The sequence below is a fragment of the Streptomyces sp. NPDC090798 genome, from assembly GCF_044768965.1.
Taxonomy (GTDB): domain Bacteria; phylum Actinomycetota; class Actinomycetes; order Streptomycetales; family Streptomycetaceae; genus Streptomyces.
Genome location: NZ_JBIVXA010000015.1, coordinates 46,619 through 64,520 on the forward strand (window position 1 = coordinate 46,619; position 17,902 = coordinate 64,520).

Below are 17,902 nucleotides of genomic sequence, written 5' to 3' on the forward strand. Positions count from 1 at the left end.
CCGGGGATGTGAAGAAGCGCACCGCCGGGACCGGGGCCAAGGGCCATCGCTTCTACGACCGGGCATCATCGACCTCGCCGACCCCGGGCCCGGTAGTCGCCGACTCCTGCGCCGGCGCAACCGCAGCACTGGCGAACTCGCCTGCTACCGCCGTCAGACGCCGCACCGAGCCGATCAAACATGGATCACGAGCTGCGGGTCCGTTCAGCTGAAGGGAACGGCGTCCGTCGGGGCGGTGTGCCAGTTGGTGACGATCGGGTCTTCGACAGTGATGGTGCCGACCGGCAGGGAAACCGGGTTGGGGTCGTCGTCACCGACGCCGACGATGATGAAGTCGAGTTCCTTGCCACCGTTTCCGCCGGTGCTCTTCGGGTTCACCCCGGCGTAGGCGGTGGTGCTCCCACTCAGCTTGATCTGCTTGCCGACGGCCTGCTCCGCGGGACCCGCCTGGGTGCCGTCGGAACCGAACGCCACGGTCGGAAGCGCGGCCGGCAGGTAGCAGGTTATCCCCGACTTCGCCTTCGCGATGATCAGGATGTATCCACCGGCCTGGGTCTCGGACCTCGTGCTCCAGGAGATGTCGTTGGCGCCGCAGCTCTGCCCGACCGGCTCCCGCTCGCCGTTGCCGGTGTCGGCGCCGGAGCCGGCCCCGTCCTCGGTTCCCTTGCCCGTCGCGCCGGAGCCCGTGCCTGCTCCCTTGCCCGTCGCGTCGGACCCCTTGCCGGTGCTCTGCCCGCTGCCCGCGGTCGACGAGCCGGACGGGGTGGCCGCGTTGCCGACCGGAGTGGCGGACGACGAGCCCTGCGGGGCGCCGGTGTCCGTGGCCTTGTCCGTGCCCTGGCACGCGGTCATCAGCATGGCGCCGCCCACGAGGGCCACGGAGACGAGGAGGGCCTTGCGACGGTTGCCGGACATGAAATCCCCTTGGTGATCAGTGGTCGAGGCCGAAGCGGTTTCGGCTTCTCGGTGCTCGCTTGATCACTATGAGGGGGTTGTGAGCCGGAGCGATCCCGGCGTCTGCGTTCCAGGACAACGCTGTCACCGGCCGGTGACATGATCACGAAGTGGAGACAGCTCCCATGTGGAAAGGGTGCCCCTCAACGCGAGGCACCCCTTCTGACCTGCAACGTCCAAGACCTGCAGATGGTGGGATGCGAAGTCACGGAGGCGCTTTCACGCCCTCACGTATTCAAGACCGTTCCCCTGGGCCGCTCGGGCAACCTACCCCGCGCCACCGGCGATCGCCGGTGGCGCGGGGACGAGGCCAACCGGTCAGCTGTCGCCGTCGCGCTGTCCGAGGGTGACCTCGGCGGTGTGGGTCTTTCCGTCGCGCGTGTACGTGAGCTTGACGACGTCGCCGGGCTGGTGGGTCCAGATCTCCCCGATGAGGGTCGGGCCGCTGTCGATCACCTGGTCGTCGAGCTTGGTGATGACGTCACCGGGCTTGAGGCCGGCCTTGTCGGCGGGGCCGCCGGAGGTGACCGCCGCGGAGCCGCTCGCCCCCTGCTCGGTGATCTTCGCGCCGCCGGTGCCGTCCTCGAGGGAGACCGAGGCGCCGATCACCGGGTAGACCGGCTTGCCGGTCTTGATCAGCTGCTGGGCTACGTGCTTCGCCTGGTTGATCGGGATCGCGAAGCCGAGGCCGATGGAGCCGGACTGGCTGGTGCCGCCCAGACCGCCGCTGCTCGAGGACTGGATCGCCGAGTTAATGCCGATGACCGCGCCCTGGGCGTCCAGGAGAGGGCCACCGGAGTTGCCCGGGTTGATCGAGGCGTCCGTCTGCAGGGCGCTCATGTAGGAGGCCTTGCTGCTGGCGCTGCCGTCGCTGGAGGCCACGGGGCGGTTCTTGGCACTGATGATGCCCGTGGTCACCGTGTTCGAGAGGCCGAAGGGCGCGCCGATCGCGATCGTGGAGTCGCCGACCGCCACCGAGTCGGAGTCACCCAGGGTGAGCGGCTTCAGGTCCGACGGCGCGTTCTTGAGCTTGATGACCGCCACGTCGTAGCCCTGCGCGTGGCCGACGACCTCGGCGTCGTACTTCTTGCCGTTGGGGAAGGTCGCGGTGAGCTTGCCGCCGTCGACCGCGTCCGCCACGACGTGGTTGTTGGTGAGGATGTGGCCCTGGGTGTCGAAGACGAACCCGGTGCCGGTGCCGCCCGAGCCGTTGCTGCTCTCGGCCTCGATGGTGACGGTGCTCGGCAGCGCCCGGGCGGCCACGTTCGCGACCGTGCCCGAGGCCCGCTTCACGTCACCGCTGCTGCTCGGCGCGGAGACCGTCGTCGAGTCGGTGGAGTTGTCGTTGTTCTTGGCCAGCGAGTAGCCGATGCCGCCGCCGACACCACCCGCGACCAGGGCGGCCACCAGGATCGCCGCGACGAGGCCGCCGCGCCCGTTCTTGGGCTTCGGCGTGGGCTGCCCGTAGGAGGAGCCCCAGCCGCCCGCTCCCGAGCCGCCACCGTCCGCGTACGAGGGAACGGCGGGCGGCGGGGGCGGCCAGCCCGCCTCGGCGGCGGAGACCGGCGCTCCGGGCGCCCCGGAGTCGTGTCCCTGCGCCCCGGGAGCCGCGGCGCCGAACGACGCGTACGCCGGTGTCTGCTCCGGTGCGCCGGGGGCGCTCGGAGGCACCGCCGGGATCTGGGCAGTCGGCGCGCCCCCTTCGGGCGCAGCGCCCTGCGCGGAAGCAGCGGGAGTTTCCACCGGCACAGGAGGTGCGGACGGGGCCGGGGGTACTGCAGTGCCCTCGTTCTCGGTGCTCACAGCTCTTCTCCTCGGTCCACGGCTGTTGTTCTCGGTCGCACTCGGTCACGCTCACTCACGCTCGTCAGACGGTCCGGCGCGATGCAACTGTGCTGGTGTGCATGTGCTTTTTTGTACGCCGTCAGCTTTTCCCACGGGACGTCAGAGCACCATAAGCGGTGGCTGTGGGTCCAGGACCATCCTTTATACCGGGCTTTTTATACTAAAAAGAAACATTCCTGGTGTCTCGACCCCCACGTCGGCCCTGTGACGGTGGCACCATGACGCGGTGACCCACGCACGACAGCACCCGATTCAGGTCGTCGCCCACCGCGGAGCCTCCGAAGAGGCTCCCGAGCACACCCTGGCCGCGTACAAGAAGGCGATCGAGGACGGTGCGGACGCCCTCGAGTGCGATGTACGGCTGACCGCGGACGGACATCTCGTCTGTGTGCACGACCGCCGCGTCAACCGTACGTCCAACGGCCGCGGAGCCGTCTCCGCCCTGGAGCTCGCCGAGCTCGCCGCCCTGGACTTCGGCTCCTGGAAGAACCGCGACGAGTCCCCCGACTGGGAGTACGGCCCCGGGGACCCGCAGGACACCTCCGTCCTCACCCTGGAGCGACTGCTCGAACTCGTCGCCGACGCGGGCCGCCGCGTGGAGCTGGCCATCGAGACCAAGCACCCCACGCGCTGGGCGGGCCAGGTCGAGGACCGGCTGCTGCTGCTCCTGAAGCGCTTCGGTCTGGACGCGCCGGCGAGCGCCGCCACCTCTCCGGTGCGCGTCATGAGCTTCTCGGCGCGCTCCCTGCACCGCGTCCGGTCCGCGTCCCCGATGCTGCCGACGGTCTATCTTCTGCAGTTCATCTCACCCCGGCTGCGTGACGGACGGCTGCCGGCCGGTGTCCGGATCGCGGGCCCCTCGATGCGGATCGTACGCAGTCACCCCGGATACATCGAACGGCTGAAAAGAGCCGGTCATCAGGTCCACGTCTGGACGGTGAACGAACCCGAGGACGTAGATCTCTGCGTTGAACTGGGCATCGACGCCATCATCACCAACCGCCCTCGCGCGGTGCTGCATCAACTCGGCCGCTGACCTCGCGGCTCACCGTCCGGAAACCACCGCCCGAAGTGCCGCCAACGACCGTCTGACCACGTCAATCAGCGTCGAAATCCAGCCACACGGTTACAGGGAGTGCACCGGCGCGTTCGTTCCGTATTCGATCGTTACGAGTGCGTCAGCAGACGTGGGTTGGCCGGTTTCCGGTCCAGTCCCAAGGGGCATCCACTCCGTGGCGTGGGGCAAAGGAGGTCTCGGGGGTGGCGTTGGTGGTGGCACAGGAGGTGCCCACGTCGTCGAGCATGGCCGTTCCCCATGGCCCTGCGGGCGTGGGGAAAGCAAGACATCGGATGCGCGACCAGCTACGCATCGGTGGAGTGACGGAATCGGTCATCGACGACGCCGTACTGATCCTTTCCGAACTTTTGAGCAATGCGTGCCGGCACGGCAGGCCCCTCGGCGACGCCCTGGCCGGGGACGGCGACGTCCGGGCCGCGTGGCGCGTGGACGCGTCCGGGAGGCTCACCGTCGAGGTGACGGACGGCGGTGGTCCGACCCGCCCGGTTCCCGCCACGCCCTCGGTCACCGCACACGGCGGCCGCGGGCTGAACATCATCACGGCGCTGGCCAAGGACTGGGGTGTACGGGACGACACTCACGGAGAGGTCACCGTGTGGGTCATCGTCCAGGACGACGTGACGGACACAGCCGCCGCACGCCGGCGGGAAGATTTCGCTACGCGCGTCGCGTCACCGGGTGTGGCGGGGCTGCCCGGCCTGGACTTCGCGGACGCCTTCAACGACCTGGACTGACGACCGCGCACCCACCGACCACCGCGCACAGCAGGACGGGTCGGGGAGGGCACCCCGGACGGAAGGCTCTGTTCCGGGACGACTCGGTGCGTTGTCCACAGGGTCCCGTCGGCCGACGTACGAGCGGCTAGGCTCGCGCCAGTACGAGACGAGCCGTGATCGGGAGACACCCACGATGGCCAAGAAGCGACCCCAGACGAAGGCCAAGCAGCCTCAGCTCAAGGACGGGGAGATCCCGGTGGTCGGCGCTCGCGAGCCCTGCCCCTGCGGCAGCGGCCGCCGCTACAAGGCCTGCCACGGCCGGGCGGCCGCACACGCGGTGACGGAGCTGGTCCAGCGCCCCTTCGAGGGCCTGCCGAGCGAGGGCGACTGGGTCGCCCTGCGCGAGCTGGTGCCCGCCGCGACGGTCGAGCTGAAGCTCAAGGAGAGCCTGCCCGAGGGGGTTCCCTCGGTGACGCTCGCCACCGTCCTGCCCATGGCCTGGCCCGCGCTGCGCCGCGACGACGGCTCCGTCCTGATCGGCCTGCAGAACGACACGGCGTCCGGCGACATCAGCCGCGACCTCGCCGACACCCTCCAGCGCGCGCTCACGGCGCAGCCCGGCACCCCGATCCAGGGCCGCCGCGCCCCGGCCGACGGGCCGCGACTGCAGGAACTGCTCGACCCCGAAGGCGCGTTCGAGCCAGTTGTGCACTCGGGCTTCGAGTTCTGGGTCCCGGACGCGGAGCACTCGACGCCGGAGGTCACCGCCTCCCTGGAGCGGGCCAACGCGGCGGCGATCCCGACCGTGAAGCTCTCCGGCGTGGACGCGGCCTACTGGTGCGAGACCCCCGACAAGAACCACCTGCGCTGGGTGATGCCGTACCCCGAGGAGCAGCTTCTGGACGCGCTCGCGCGGCTGCACGCGGCCGGTCGCTCGAGCCTCGGCGAGGGCACCCGGCTGGTCGGTTCCTTCCGTGCGCACGGGCTCACAGTGCCGGTCTGGGACCTGCCGACGGGCGTCACGGCCGACGATGTGGAAAAGCCGGCGGCCGAGTTCGCCGAGCGCCTCGCGACCGCCCTGGCCTCGGACGCACCGCTCACCGTGGACGAGCGGCGGGCACGCGGCGGCCTCACGAACCGACAGGTCACGCTCAGCTGACACACAGCTGGGACACTGACCGACCGGTCAGCTGGTCGGTGCTTCGCGAAACGGGTGACTCCTGTCACAACTCCCGGCGGTGACAGGTAAATCCGTGTCCGAATAGCCGAGATCGAATTTGCGAACCGCCGATCTCTTGTTACCGTTCGAGTAGCCCGGTTGCTGGTGCATCCCCCGTCGCCAGCAACCGGGTCTTTCCATGTCCGGAATTTCCCGCGGCGTCAACCGCCTTGCTACGGGGCCGAGTTGCTCCCTGAGGCGCTCTACGGTCCGCTTTCCGAGGTGCTCTCGGAGTCGCTCCCCGCGGCGCTCTCCGCCTCGCTTCCCGACCGCAGCAGCATCGGCCCGCTCCCGGCGCTCCTCGCGAACTCCGCGACCGCCGTGTACGCCCCCACACCCCCCGCCGTACGCCCTCTGGGCGTCTCGCACACCCCCGGGTCGTCCTCGGCGCCCACCACGCAGTTCATCTGCACGGTGCGGCCGCCGGGGCCCATGAGGCTCAGTGCGGAGCTCAGCTCATCGCCGGTCGCGTTGCGGTAGTAGGTGCGCGCCCAGGTGTCCTCCCCCTGGGTCATGACGCAGGTCTGCGCCTCGATGCCGTCGGGGGAGGAGAGCTCGGGGCCGCAGCGGGCGGCGGTGGCCCGGCCGAGTCCCAGAAGCCGGGGCACGGGGGCGGAAGCGGGAGGGGTCGCGGAAGCGGAACGGGGCGCGGCGGGGGCGGCCGTTGCCTTGTCGTCGATCCTCCGGGACGCGCGTACGGCCTCGGAGCTCCCGTCACCGACGGGTCCTGCGGAGGCCACGGTCAGTGGCAGGGCGACCGTGAACACCACGAGGCCCGCCAGCGCCACCAGGCGAACCCTTTGGGGGTCCGGCCCGGCACGTAGAGACGATGGGGCCCTGTGTCCCCCGGAATGACGCTGCATAGTGCGGAACATAACGAGCGCGGGTGGGCGCGCGGCTCACCGCGCGCCGGGCACCCTACAACTCGGGCGCGCTCACACCCGTACGAGTGAGCGCCTCCACCACCGCGTCCACCACGGCCTCCACATCGGGCACCCAGGGCGCGGCCGAGCCGGGCAGTGGTGCGCGCTCCCAGCGGATCTGGCCCTGGCCGGTCTCGGACGGGGGCAGCGCGATGTAGCCGCCCTCGCCGTGGAAGCGCAGGGACCCCGGCACGAAGTCCTTGGCGTAGAGGAGCTCGCCGAGCTGCTCCATGGAGTAGGGCGCGACGAGGATCGCCCAGCGCGTGGGCGCCGCGACGACCGGGCCGAGGCGCATGCCCGTGCGGTCGAGCGCGTCGAGTGCGCGGGCCGCCGCGAGGGCGGGCAGGCTCACCGCGCAGGGGGCCCTGCCCCCGGTGGCCAGCACGATGGGTGCGGACGGGCGGTTGGTCCACCACCAGCGCACCATGCGCTCGTCGGTGGTGGCCGCGAGGAGGCCGGGGTCGAAGGGGTGAGCACCGGGCACCGTGCACTCCGGGTCCGGGCACCCGCAGCGGGCACGCCCCTGCGGGTCCGGTGCCACACCCGGGAGTACGGGCCACTGCCAATCGGTCGCGAAGGTCAGGGCCGCGCTGAGCATCTCAGGCCTGCCGTTGTTCCGCCTGGACAGGAGCCTGCGTCGCCTTCCGAGGATCTCGCGCATGAGCGCTCGTTCCTTTCCGTTGCACGCCTGGCAACACCGTGGATCACATCACACCATGTGTCGATCACTTCACTGTGCGTACCTGCTGGCGCATCACACCCTCGCGTAGGGCAAGGGGAACCCATCTGGGCCGAGCATTGGCTGCGTCCGCGTCCATACTGCGTCTGTCTGAAGCATGGGCATGGCGTGGGGTGGCGGCGCCTGGCGTTTTGCCGTCCCGCTGTTTCTTGCCGCCTCCGCCACGGGAGGATGGGGCACGGTCGTCGGTGGTTAAGACGCCCGGGTCCGTCGCCAGGTTCCGGGCGGATCCCAACCACCCCTGGCCTTCACCGAGTACGTACCCATCACGACCGCTGTGACGCTCCGTCGAACGAGGCCAGTCGACCTCAATAACCCGTTACCCGAGTCAGTTTTAAGCCAACTTTGCTTTCCCGCAAGGGTTACCGAGGGTCTCATGGACACCAGGAATCCCAGCAGGACAATGCTGGACATCCCCTCACGAGTGCGTGTACATGTGGAGACACTGCTAGCGGCGCAGAACGACATGGGGGTTTGCGATGCTATCGAGCAATACGCACCGGTCGGAAAGCCGGACGCCATGAACGCCCCTCACGTTCCGAAAGTGGCCGGAATCGATTCAACGGTTCCCGCGCCCGCACACACTGTCGCGCCGACAACCTCCGTCACGGGTTCCGCAACGGGCTCCTCTTCGGCCACCTCGTCCACCGGCCCCGGAGCCGTTCTCCAAGATCGGCTCGCCGGCTGGGTGTCCGACCTCACCACCCTCCACGAACTCACCGAGCGCCTGGTGCGCACCGCGACACTGAACGACGCGCTGCAGGAGCTGCTGCGCGCCGGAGCCGCCCTCGTGGGTGCCCGGCGCGGTCTCGTCGTCATGGAACCGCGCGACGGACTCGGCCCCGACACCACCATCGGCCTGGGCCTCGCCCGCGCCGACCTCGGCCACATCGAGACCGTCCCGCGCAGCGCCATGTCGTACGGCAGGATCCTGGACGGACTGCCCGGCGGCGAGGGCGAGATCTCCCAGCCGGACCTGCTCTCCGAGGACGGGCTCGACCCCCGCCACCGCGAGGTGGCCGCCCGGCTCGGCTACGCCGCGAGCTACGCGCTGCCGCTGTCCACCAAGGCGGCGGGCCGGCTGGGCGCCGCCGTATGGCTCTACGACGAACCCGCCGAACCGGTGGAGCGCCAGCGCCACCTCGTCGGCCTCTACGCCCGCTACGCGACCGAACACCTGGCACGGCTGCTGGAACTGGACCGCACGCGCGCGTGCATGAAGACGATCTCCCAGGAGCTGCTTCCGCCGCGGCTGCCCCGGGTCTCCGGTGTCCAGCTCGCCGCCCGGCACCGCACGGGCCCGCGCGGCGGCGGCGACTGGTACGACGCGCTGCCGCTGCCCGACGCCGCACTCGGCCTCGCCGTGGGCTCCGTCACCGGGGCCGGGCCCAGCGCGGTCGCCGCCATGGGCCGGCTGAGGGCCTCCCTGCGGGCGTACGCCGTGATGGAGGGCGAGGACCCCGTCGCCGTCCTGTCCGACCTCGAGCTGCTGCTGCGCCTGACCGAGCCCGCCCGCTCCGCGACCGCCCTCTTCGCGTACTGCGAGCCCGCCCTGCGCAAGGTCACGCTCGCCGGTGCCGGACACAGCCCGCCCCTGGTGATCGGCGCGCGGCGCACCGAGTTCGTGGAGACCTCCCTGTCCGCGCCCCTGGGCATGCTCGCCTGCTGGGAGGCGCCCAGCGTCGAACTGACGGCCGAGCCCGGCGAGACTGTGCTGCTCTACACCGACGGCCTGCTGCACCGCACCGGCGACCCCATGGACCGCGCCTTCGCCCGGCTGCACGCGGCGGCCGCCAGCGTCCCCAGGACGCTGCGTGAGGACCCCGGCGCGCTCGCCGACCATGTTCTGCGGTCCGTGCTGCCGGACGGGCTGGACGAGGCGGACAGCGCGGAGGACGTCGTACTCCTGGCGGCGCGCTTCGAGTGAGGTCCTCGGGCCGCGCGTTGCTGAGCTCCGCGCGTAACGGGACTTCCGGCCCTGGGCCCGCTCCCGTACGACCGTACGATGATGGGTGTCCCCCTGCTCGAGCACAGCGGAGAGCTGGGGGGAAGGTCCACAGTCGTATCTAGGAGGCAGACCGTGTCGGAGGCGCTCAACCCGGAGACCCCGGAAGCCGTGCTCGACGATGCCGCTGACGAAGCGGGATCGGAGGCGCTCAACCCGGAGACCCCGGAAGCCGTGCTCGACGATGCCGCTGACGAAGCGGGCGAAGAAGAGCCGATCAAGCAGCGCAAGAACGGCCTGTATCCGGGCGTGTCCGACGAGCTCGCCGAGAACATGAAGTCCGGATGGGCCGACACCGAGCTGCGCGGCCTCACCCCGATCGCGCAGGCCGAGTACACCGCCGCCCGCCGCGCCGCGCTCTCCGCGCGCTTCCCGGGCGAGCGCCTGGTGATCCCGGCGGGCAACCTGAAGACGCGCTCGAACGACACGGACTACGCCTTCCGCGCCTCGGTCGAGTACGCGTACCTCACCGGCAACCTGACCGAGGACGGCGTCCTGGTCCTGGAGCCCGCCGTCTCCCCGGACGGGACCGGCAGCCACAAGGCGACGATCTACCTGCTGCCGCGCTCCGACCGCGAGAACGGCGAGTTCTGGCTGTCCGGGCAGGGCGAGCTGTGGGTCGGCCGCCGCCACTCCCTCACCGAGGCCGAACAGCTGTACGGCATCCCCGCCTCCGACGTGCGCGAGCTGGCCGACCAGCTGCGCGAGGCCACCGGCCCGGTCCGCGTCGTGCGCGGCTACGACGCCGGCATCGAGGCGGCCCTGACCGACAAGGTCACCGCCGAGCGCGACGAGGAGCTGCGGGTCTTCCTCTCCGAGGCACGGCTGATCAAGGACGACTTCGAGGCCGGCGAGCTGCAGAAGGCCGTCGACTCGACGGTGCGCGGCTTCGAGGACGTCGTGAAGGTCCTGGACAAGGCCGAGGCGACCAGCGAGCGCTACATCGAGGGCACGTTCTTCCTGCGCGCCCGGGTCGAGGGCAACGACATCGGCTACGGCTCGATCTGCGCCGCCGGCCCGCACGCCTGCACGCTGCACTGGGTGCGCAACGACGGGCCCGTGCGCTCCGGAGACCTGCTGCTGCTCGACGCGGGCGTGGAGACACACACGCTCTACACCGCCGACGTCACGCGCACGCTGCCGGTCAACGGCCGCTACAGCGAGATCCAGAAGAAGATCTACGACGCCGTGTACGAGGCCCAGGAGGCCGGTATCGCGGCGGTGCAGCCCGGTGCCAAGTACCGCGACTTCCACGACGCCGCGCAGCGCGTGCTGGCCGAGAAGCTCGTCGAGTGGGGTCTGGTCGAGGGCCCGGTCGAGCGCGTCCTGGAGCTAGGTCTGCAGCGCCGCTGGACCCTGCACGGCACCGGCCACATGCTCGGCATGGACGTCCACGACTGCGCCGCCGCGCGGACCGAGACGTACGTGGACAGCACGCTGGAGCCGGGCATGTGCCTGACCGTCGAGCCGGGCCTCTACTTCCAGGCGGACGACCTGACCGTCCCCGAGGAGTACCGGGGCATCGGCGTGCGCATCGAGGACGACATCCTGGTGACCGAGGACGGCAACCGGAACCTCTCGGCGGGGCTCCCGCGCCGCGCCGACGAGGTCGAGTCGTGGATGGCGGCGCTGAAGAGCTGACACAGCGACTGTCTGAGGCTGATACGACACTGATGGCCGGGTACCTGTGAGGTGCCCGGCCATTGGTCTGTCTAGGGGGAACGGCTTTTCGTGAACAACGGTGTGGTGGACGACTTCTGGTCCGGTGTCGGGGTGGATCTGCATCTGGAGCCGGACGTGGCCGCGGGGCGCAGGACCGGGCTCGAACGGGCTCTACGGGACGCGGTGCGCGACGGACGACTCGCTCCGGGCACACGGTTGCCCCCGACCCGACGGCTCGCGGCCGAACTCGGCATCTCGCGCGGGACGGCCAAGGGGGCGTACGACCAACTGGTCGCCGAGGGGTATCTGACGGCCCGGCAGGGCTCGGGCACCGAGGTCGCGGTGCTTCCCGCGGACGCCGTGTCGGAGGCCGTCGGGGCTCCCCGCGCGCGTGCGCCCCGTTTCGATCTGCGGCCCGGCAGCCCGGACGTCGGTACGTTCCCGGCGGCGGCGTGGCTGCGGGCGCTGCGCCGCGCGATCGCGACGGCGCCCTCCCTGGCGTACGACTACGGGGACCCGCGCGGCCGGATCGAACTGCGGACGGCGCTCTCGGGCTACCTGGGACGGGCCCGGGGCGTGATCGCGCCGCCCGAGCGGATCGTGATCACCTCGGGGTACGTGCAGGGGCTCGCGCTCCTCACGCGTGTGCTGGACGGCGGGGTGGTCGCGATGGAGGACCCCGGGCTGCCGTTCCACCGGGACGTGGTGCGGCGGGGCGGGGGCACGGTGGTGCCGCTGAGGGTGGACGAACGAGGCGCCCGCGCCGGGGAGTTGGCTTCCTCGCAGGCGGACGCGGTCGTCGTCACGCCCGCCCATCAGTACCCGACCGGGGTGACCCTGCACCCCGAGCGGCGGCGGGCGCTCACCGACTGGGCACGCGCGCGGGGCGGGCTGATCGTGGAGGACGACTACGACGGTGAGTTCCGCTACGACCGGCAACCCGTCGGCGCCCTCCAGGGCATGGCACCGGGGCAGGTCGCCTACCTGGGTACGGCGTCCAAGACACTCGGGCCCGCGCTGCGGCTCGGCTGGATGGTGCTGCCGCCGCACCTGGTCGACGCGGTGGCCGACGTGAAGCTGCACAGCGACCATCACACCGAGTCCATCGGCCAGTTGGCGCTGGCCGAGATGATCACCAGCCACGCGTACGACCGTCATGTGCGCGCCTGCCGCCTGCGGTACCGGCGGCGCCGGGACCAGCTGCTCGACCGGCTGGGGGCGCGCAGGAGCGTACGCGGTATCGCGGCCGGCCTGCACGCACTGGTGGACGTGGCGGACGAGGCGGAGGTGCTGGCGCGGGCGGAGGAGGAGGGGCTCGCGGTCGGGCATCTCGGCGAGCACTGGCACGAGCGCGGCGAGGGGCGGCCGCAGGGCCTGGTCGTGGGCTACGGGACTCCCCGGGAGCGGATCTATCCGGAAGCGCTGGAGGCGTTGGGGCGGGTGCTGGACGGGCGCCAGGGGGCGTCGGGCGGAAGCCAGGGGGCGTCGAGCAGGAGCCAATTGGGTCGCAAAAATGCGTGAGGATTGGGCCTGTTGACGGGTCCACCGGGTCCGTAGCGTCGAAGCCATGACGAATCCGGCAGCATCCGCGCAGTCGAGCCGCCTCGTCCCGCCCGCGGGACCGCAACGCGTCCTGGCCCTCGCCCAGCTGGCCAACTCCGTGGGGGACGGCGCCTATTACGTGACCTCCGCTCTGTACTTCACCCACGTCGTGGGGCTGGCCCCCGCGCGCGTGGGGCTCGGGCTGACCGTCGCCTGGGCGATCGGCTCTCTCGTGGGCGTACCGCTGGGGCGGCTCGCCGACCGGCGCGGGCCGCGTGGCACGGCGGTACTGCTGGCCCTTGCGACCGGAGCGGCGGTGGCGTCCTTCCTGGTCGTCCGCGGCTTCCTGCCCTTCGTCCTCGCGGCCTGCGCCTACGCCTCCGCGCAGTCGGGGCTCGGGGCGGCCCGGCAGGCGCTGCTCGCCGGGCTGATACCGGCCGGGGAGCGGACCTGGCTGCTCGCCCATCTTCAGTCGACCCTCAACGCCGGACTGGCGGTGGGGGCGGGCCTCGGCGGGCTCGCACTGCACGCCGGAACACGGGAGGCGTATCTCGGGGTTTTCGCGCTGGACGCGGTGAGCTTCCTGCTCTGCGCGGGAGTGCTGCTGAGGCTGCCGTCCGTGCCACCAGTGACCGTACGGCGCGAACACGGGACCGGTGTCCTGCGCGACCGCCCGTACGTGCTCGTCACGTTCCTCAACACCGTGCTGCTGCTGCGGATGCCGCTGCTCAGTCTGGGCATCCCGCTGTGGATCACCGAGCGCACCCAGGCGCCCGCCTGGCTGGTCTCCGCGCTGTTCGTGCTCAACACCGGTGCGGTGATGGTCTTCCAGGTGCGGATGGCACGCGGTGTGACGGGCCTCGTGTCGGCCACGCGCGTGATACGCCGTTCCGGGCTGGTGATGCTGGTGTCCTGCGCGGTCTTCGCGCTGTCGGCCGGTGCCTCGCCGTGGGTCGCGGCCGGGGTCCTGGTGGCGGGCGCGCTGCTCCAGGTCGTCGCCGAGATGCAGCAGTCGGCGGGTTCCTGGCAGGTGGGCTTCGACCTCGCCCCGGCCGACCGCATGGGCGAGTACCAGGGCTTCTTCGGCACGGGCGTCACGGTGGCGCGCACCGCGGGCCCGCTGGTCCTGACCGCGCTGCTGGTGGGCTGGGGCACGCCGGGATGGCTGCTGCTGGGGGGACTGATGCTGGGGGCGTCGTACGGGATGGGACCGGCGGTGCGGTGGGCCGCCACGCGCGAGGTGACAGCCCACCGCCGGAACCAGGACCGGGACCGGAACCAGGACCGGGACCGGAATCAAGACCAGAACCAGAACCAGGACCGGGTCAGGCAGCAACCCGTACCCGTGAACTGACCACCACCGGAAGCGAGTCCACGAACAGGGCGCCCGCGAGCAGTCCCCCCGTGCCACGGGGGCTCCACGCGCGCGTGTGGAGGTCGTCGTCGAAGGCGGCCAGGGCCGCGCGGCCGGCCTCCGTCGCCGTACCGCCCGCCTCCAGCACGCCCCGGGCACCCGCCTGGACGTGCCGGAGCCCGTGCGGGCCCGCCGTGTACAGCAACTCGGTGTCCTGGAGGGTGGATATGACGGTGAGGAGGGCGTCGAGCCGGGCGTACGACTCGGACGCGCCGGCGGAGCGCGAGGCGGCGAGCGCGTCCCACGCCCGCCGTACGTGCGGGAATCCGGCGCGCGCCTCGCCCCGCGCCCCGGCCGCGCCGTACTTCGCGGACACGGACGACCCTCGGGAGGGCCGCCGCGGCGCCCGCCGGTCGGGGTGCGCCGCGATCCGCTTTGCGGTGGCGGCGACCTCGGAACCCTTGGCCCCCGGGTCCAGGGCCGCCGCCGCGACCAGGAAGCCCAGGACCCACAGCGCCCCGCGATGGCCACCGCCCGCCAGCGTCACCGAGTGTTCGGTGGACCGGCCGATCGCGCCCAGTTCCGTGCGGAGTTCGGGCGTGGGCCGGCCGATGCGGCGGGCGGCGGCCGCCATGGCCGTGAGGCCGGGCGTCAGCGCCTTGGCCGACCAGCGCAGGGAACACAGGTCCCGGCCGGTCGCCCGGGCGCCGAGGTCGCGCGGATCGGGCAGGCCGGGCTTGGGGGTGAGCTCCAGTTGCCCTGTCAGCGCGGCCACGGCGGCCCGCGCCAGCGTCTCGTCCTCGCGGCTGCTCATGCGCGAGCCCTACGAGGACGCCGAGGCGGACGGACTGGCACTGTCGCTCGGGGCGTCGCTCGGCGGCGTGCCGGTCGGGGCGCCGCTCGGGGCGCCGCTCGGGGGCATACCACCGCCACCGCTGCCCGCACCGGTGTTCTCGGCGTCGGGGTCGATGCCCAGGACGATGGACCCCTTGAAGCCCTTGGACGGGTCCTTCTTGTGGACCGGTTTCAGGGTGAGCAGCCCGCTGGAGGTGCCGCCGCCGTCGTAGACCATGTCGTCGGTGAGCTTGGTGTAGCTGCCGGTGTGCTTGGAGTACGGCTCCAGGGCCTGGACCTCGGCGGCGATGTCGTCGTCGAAGAAGAGCTGGCCGGTGAAGTTGACCTTGCCGCCCTCGTAGGTGCCGTCCGCCTTCTCGCCGCCGGTGTGCACCTTGACGTGGATGTGCGTGGTGCGGGGCGTGTACCAGCCGGGGAAGATCGTCTCGAACTTGACGACCCCGTTGGCGTCGGCGACCTGGTAACCGCGCAGGTACGTCTGGTCGTCGGCGGTCGAGCCGTCCTCGCTCTCGGCGGGCGCGGAGCCGCCGGGGTTGGCGGTGGTGTAGCCGGAGTAGTAGCCCCAGGCGTCGCAGTGCCAGATCTCCACGGCCGCGCCCGCGACCGGGCCGCAGGAGTCGGTGGTGTCCCGCACCGTGACGCGCAGCGTCAACGGGACGCCACCCTTGCCCTCGGTGATGTCCTTGCGCACCAGAGCACCGTCGAGGTAGTACGGCCCCTGCGTGACGCTGGACATCAGCACGCACTGGCCGCTGCTGGTGGACGTCGCCGAGGCCGTCGCCTCGGCGTCGGCGGCGGTGGTCGTCCCGTCGGCGAACGCCGATTGGTAGCCCGCGACCGCGAGCCCGCCCGCGGCGACCGTGCCGCCCGTCACCGCGAGCGCGCGGCGCCGGGTGACCGAAGTGTCCTTGTGGCTTCTCGTCATGATCGGAAAGCTAGGTAGGGCAGCCGTCAGGGGCATGGGGTGGAACTGTGAGGAGGGTAAGAATTCTGAGAAAGCTGAAGTCGACGGAAAATCGCCCTCTCCAGGGAGCACGAAAGGCCGTCGTCGGCCTGCTGCGGCACGAGGACACCGCGGGCATGTCCTCGCCGACCGCTCCCGGCCCCGCCCGCGCCGACCGCTCCCGGACCCGCCCGCGCCGACCGCTCCCGGACGCGCCCGCCTGGCCGGCCTGACCGCCTCCTTCCGGTGCGCCGGTCTCAACGTCACCGTCAGCACCATGCCCGAAGGCGCCCAGTCCGTGGGCGGCCGCCTCCTGGCCGGGCCCCGTCCCGGGGGAGGCTTCGAGGTCAGGACCGAACTCCCGCTGGGCGAGACCGCCTTGGCGATCCGTCCCTGCCCGGACGCTAAACAGCCATCAGGGGCGCGTCCTTCTTCCACTTGAGGATCTTGTCGAAACTGACCACCGCGCCGCCCCGCCCCGGCTCGTTGCCGATCTGGACGTGATCGGCGAGTTCCCGGATCAGGCACAGCCCCCGGCCGTGCTCGGCGTCGCTGCGGACCGGGCGGAGCGTGGGACGCGCACGGCCCGGGGCGAAACCCGGGCCGGAGTCGGAGACCTCGATGCGGCACTTCTCGCCGTCGAGGTAGGCGGTGACCCGATAGGCCTCGGACGCGGTACCGGGAGCGGCGTCGCCGCCGTGCTCCACGGCGTTGGCGCAGGCCTCGCTGAGGGCCACGGAGAGGTCGTACGAGACGTCCGGATCGACGCCCGCCGTCTCCATCGTGCCGAGCAGCAGACGTCTGGCGAGCGGAACGCTCGCAGCCTCACGCCGCAAATGGAGTGACCACCAGATGCTCATGCTCCAGCCTCCCGGCCGCGGCTCGACATACCGTTACGTATTGCCGCAACCGCCTGTGCGCAATCGCCTGCAGGACGTGATGCCGCCCATATGGCGGATGCGCACGCGACAACGATCGGTGTATGTGCGGGTGGTTCGGCCCAGATCGTGATCTTCCGGACCAGGGCTCGCGGACCCTCATCTTGCGGACCTGCCTCAGGAAGCGGGTGACTCCAGTGCGATGATGGGCCCGCCATGACTGCCCCCCACCAGCGCAGGGCGCGCTCCGGACACGGGCTCCGGATTCTGCGGGCCGCGGTGTTCGCCGCGGTCTGTGTCGTGCTGGCCGCGGCCGGTCATGGGCTCGCCTCCTGTGCCACCGTCCCGCTGTGGACGCTCGGCGCCGGATTCCTCGCGGTCTTCGCCGTCGCCGCCGCGCTGGCGGGACGGGAGCGTTCGCTGCCGGGCATCGCCGCGCTGCTCGCGGGCGGTCAGACCGCCCTGCACACGCTCTTCGGGCTCGCCGGGACCGCTACGGCGGGCTCGGGCTCCATGTCGATGGCCGACACCTCACTCGTGGAACGTGCCGCACGCCTCGTGTGCGGCACGACCGCGGCGGCGATCAGCCCGGCTCAGGCCATGAAGATCCTCGCCGACGCACGGCTCGACACGGGCACGACTCCGTCCATGTCCATGCCCATGCCCCACTCCGCGGACGCGATGTCGGCCGCCACAGGGGCCTCGATGTCCGTGTGGCCGTCCCTGCCGATGCTGCTCGGCCACGTCCTCGCGGCCGTCGCCGCCGGTTGGGTGCTGCGCCATGGTGATCTGGCGCTGCTGCGGCTGATACGGCTGTCCGCGCACGGGGTCGCGGAAGGGGCGCTCGTACGGTCCCTGCGCGGGGCGCTCGCGCTCGTACGCGCCCTGCGGGCCGGGCTTCCGGGTACGCCCGACGCGGCACCGCGCGGCCGGCGCACCGCCCCTGTGACGCCGCCCAAGCCCCGTACCGCCGAGCTCCAGCACAGCGTCGTCCGCCGCGGACCGCCCCACTCCACCGCTCTCGTCCTCGCCGCCTGACACGACGCGCCACTCCACCGGACCGATCCGAAGGGGATGCCGTCGTGCGGCACGGGCGCGTGCACGCGAAAAACCTCCAGGGGCCCATCGCACCTTTCGCACGCGCACCCCTCTTCTCTTCTCATCGGACTGAAAGTGGAGTGCTCTCTTC

The 17,902-nt window shown here is 71.5% G+C and carries 15 protein-coding genes; 8 read left to right on the forward strand and 7 right to left on the reverse strand.

Going from position 1 to position 17,902, the window contains the following annotated elements; translation table 11 throughout:
- Nucleotides 1–204: 204 nt before the first annotated feature.
- Together ACIQTP_RS29490 and ACIQTP_RS29495 are read right to left on the reverse strand one after the other, a co-directional pair.
- Entirely contained in the window at nt 205–915 is a 711-nt protein-coding gene (locus tag ACIQTP_RS29490; RefSeq protein WP_403405269.1) for a hypothetical protein, read from the reverse strand.
- 357 nt (nt 916–1,272) lie between these two features.
- A complete protein-coding gene (locus ACIQTP_RS29495; protein WP_403405272.1) occupies nt 1,273–2,757 on the reverse strand; it encodes a trypsin-like peptidase domain-containing protein in 1,485 nt (494 codons plus the stop codon).
- 268 nt (nt 2,758–3,025) lie between these two features.
- On the opposite strand from ACIQTP_RS29495, the gene ACIQTP_RS29500 reads away from it, so the two are divergent.
- The 3 genes from ACIQTP_RS29500 (at nt 3,026) to ACIQTP_RS29510 (ending at nt 5,752) form a co-directional block, all read left to right on the forward strand.
- A complete protein-coding gene (locus tag ACIQTP_RS29500) occupies nt 3,026–3,835 on the forward strand; it encodes a glycerophosphodiester phosphodiesterase (RefSeq protein ID WP_403405273.1) in 810 nt (269 codons plus the stop codon).
- A 137-nt stretch (nt 3,836–3,972) separates the two neighbouring features.
- On the forward strand, nt 3,973–4,611 hold the full coding sequence (locus ACIQTP_RS29505) for an ATP-binding protein (RefSeq protein WP_403405276.1): 639 nt from the start codon (nt 3,973–3,975) through the stop codon (nt 4,609–4,611).
- A gap of 175 nt (nt 4,612–4,786) precedes the next feature.
- Nucleotides 4,787–5,752, forward strand: coding sequence for a DUF5926 family protein (locus ACIQTP_RS29510; protein ID WP_402038865.1), 966 nt, complete (start codon nt 4,787–4,789; stop codon nt 5,750–5,752).
- A 263-nt stretch (nt 5,753–6,015) separates the two neighbouring features.
- On the opposite strand, the gene ACIQTP_RS29515 is transcribed toward ACIQTP_RS29510, so the two are convergent.
- Together ACIQTP_RS29515 and ACIQTP_RS29520 are read right to left on the reverse strand one after the other, a co-directional pair.
- Nucleotides 6,016–6,675 carry a hypothetical protein gene (locus tag ACIQTP_RS29515; protein ID WP_403405279.1) on the reverse strand — a complete coding sequence of 220 codons (660 nt, stop codon included), beginning with the start codon at nt 6,673–6,675 and terminating at the stop codon, nt 6,016–6,018.
- Between the two features lie 55 nt (nt 6,676–6,730).
- Nucleotides 6,731–7,396: a bifunctional DNA primase/polymerase gene (locus ACIQTP_RS29520; RefSeq protein ID WP_075031436.1), complete on the reverse strand. Its 666-nt coding sequence runs from the start codon at nt 7,394–7,396 to the stop codon at nt 6,731–6,733.
- 481 nt (nt 7,397–7,877) lie between these two features.
- Between ACIQTP_RS29520 and ACIQTP_RS29525 the strand changes: the two genes are divergently transcribed.
- From ACIQTP_RS29525 to ACIQTP_RS29540, 4 genes are all read left to right on the forward strand, one after another.
- Nucleotides 7,878–9,401 carry a PP2C family protein-serine/threonine phosphatase gene (locus ACIQTP_RS29525; protein ID WP_402039381.1) on the forward strand — a complete coding sequence of 508 codons (1,524 nt, stop codon included), beginning with the start codon at nt 7,878–7,880 and terminating at the stop codon, nt 9,399–9,401.
- Nucleotides 9,402–9,653: 252 nt separating this feature from the next.
- On the forward strand, nt 9,654–11,120 hold the full coding sequence (locus ACIQTP_RS29530) for an aminopeptidase P family protein (RefSeq protein WP_403405615.1): 1,467 nt from the start codon (nt 9,654–9,656) through the stop codon (nt 11,118–11,120).
- A gap of 105 nt (nt 11,121–11,225) precedes the next feature.
- Nucleotides 11,226–12,662 carry a PLP-dependent aminotransferase family protein gene (locus tag ACIQTP_RS29535; protein ID WP_403405618.1) on the forward strand — a complete coding sequence of 479 codons (1,437 nt, stop codon included), beginning with the start codon at nt 11,226–11,228 and terminating at the stop codon, nt 12,660–12,662.
- A gap of 46 nt (nt 12,663–12,708) precedes the next feature.
- Nucleotides 12,709–14,037, forward strand: a complete 1,329-nt coding sequence (locus tag ACIQTP_RS29540; protein WP_403405282.1) for an MFS transporter — start codon at nt 12,709–12,711, stop codon at nt 14,035–14,037.
- Here the strand turns inward: ACIQTP_RS29540 and ACIQTP_RS29545 are convergent.
- From ACIQTP_RS29545 to ACIQTP_RS29555, 3 genes are all read right to left on the reverse strand, one after another.
- Complete coding sequence (locus ACIQTP_RS29545; protein WP_403405285.1) at nt 14,009–14,851, reverse strand: triphosphoribosyl-dephospho-CoA synthase; 843 nt, start codon at nt 14,849–14,851, stop codon at nt 14,009–14,011. The genes ACIQTP_RS29540 and ACIQTP_RS29545 overlap by 29 nt on opposite strands.
- Before the next feature lie 9 nt (nt 14,852–14,860).
- Nucleotides 14,861–15,817, reverse strand: a complete 957-nt coding sequence (locus ACIQTP_RS29550) for an intradiol ring-cleavage dioxygenase (protein ID WP_403405287.1) — start codon at nt 15,815–15,817, stop codon at nt 14,861–14,863.
- Nucleotides 15,818–16,239: 422 nt separating this feature from the next.
- Complete coding sequence (locus ACIQTP_RS29555; protein WP_403405290.1) at nt 16,240–16,695, reverse strand: ATP-binding protein; 456 nt, start codon at nt 16,693–16,695, stop codon at nt 16,240–16,242.
- A 234-nt stretch (nt 16,696–16,929) separates the two neighbouring features.
- Between ACIQTP_RS29555 and ACIQTP_RS29560 the strand changes: the two genes are divergently transcribed.
- Nucleotides 16,930–17,751, forward strand: coding sequence for a hypothetical protein (locus ACIQTP_RS29560; RefSeq protein ID WP_403405293.1), 822 nt, complete (start codon nt 16,930–16,932; stop codon nt 17,749–17,751).
- Nucleotides 17,752–17,902: the final 151 nt, after the last annotated feature.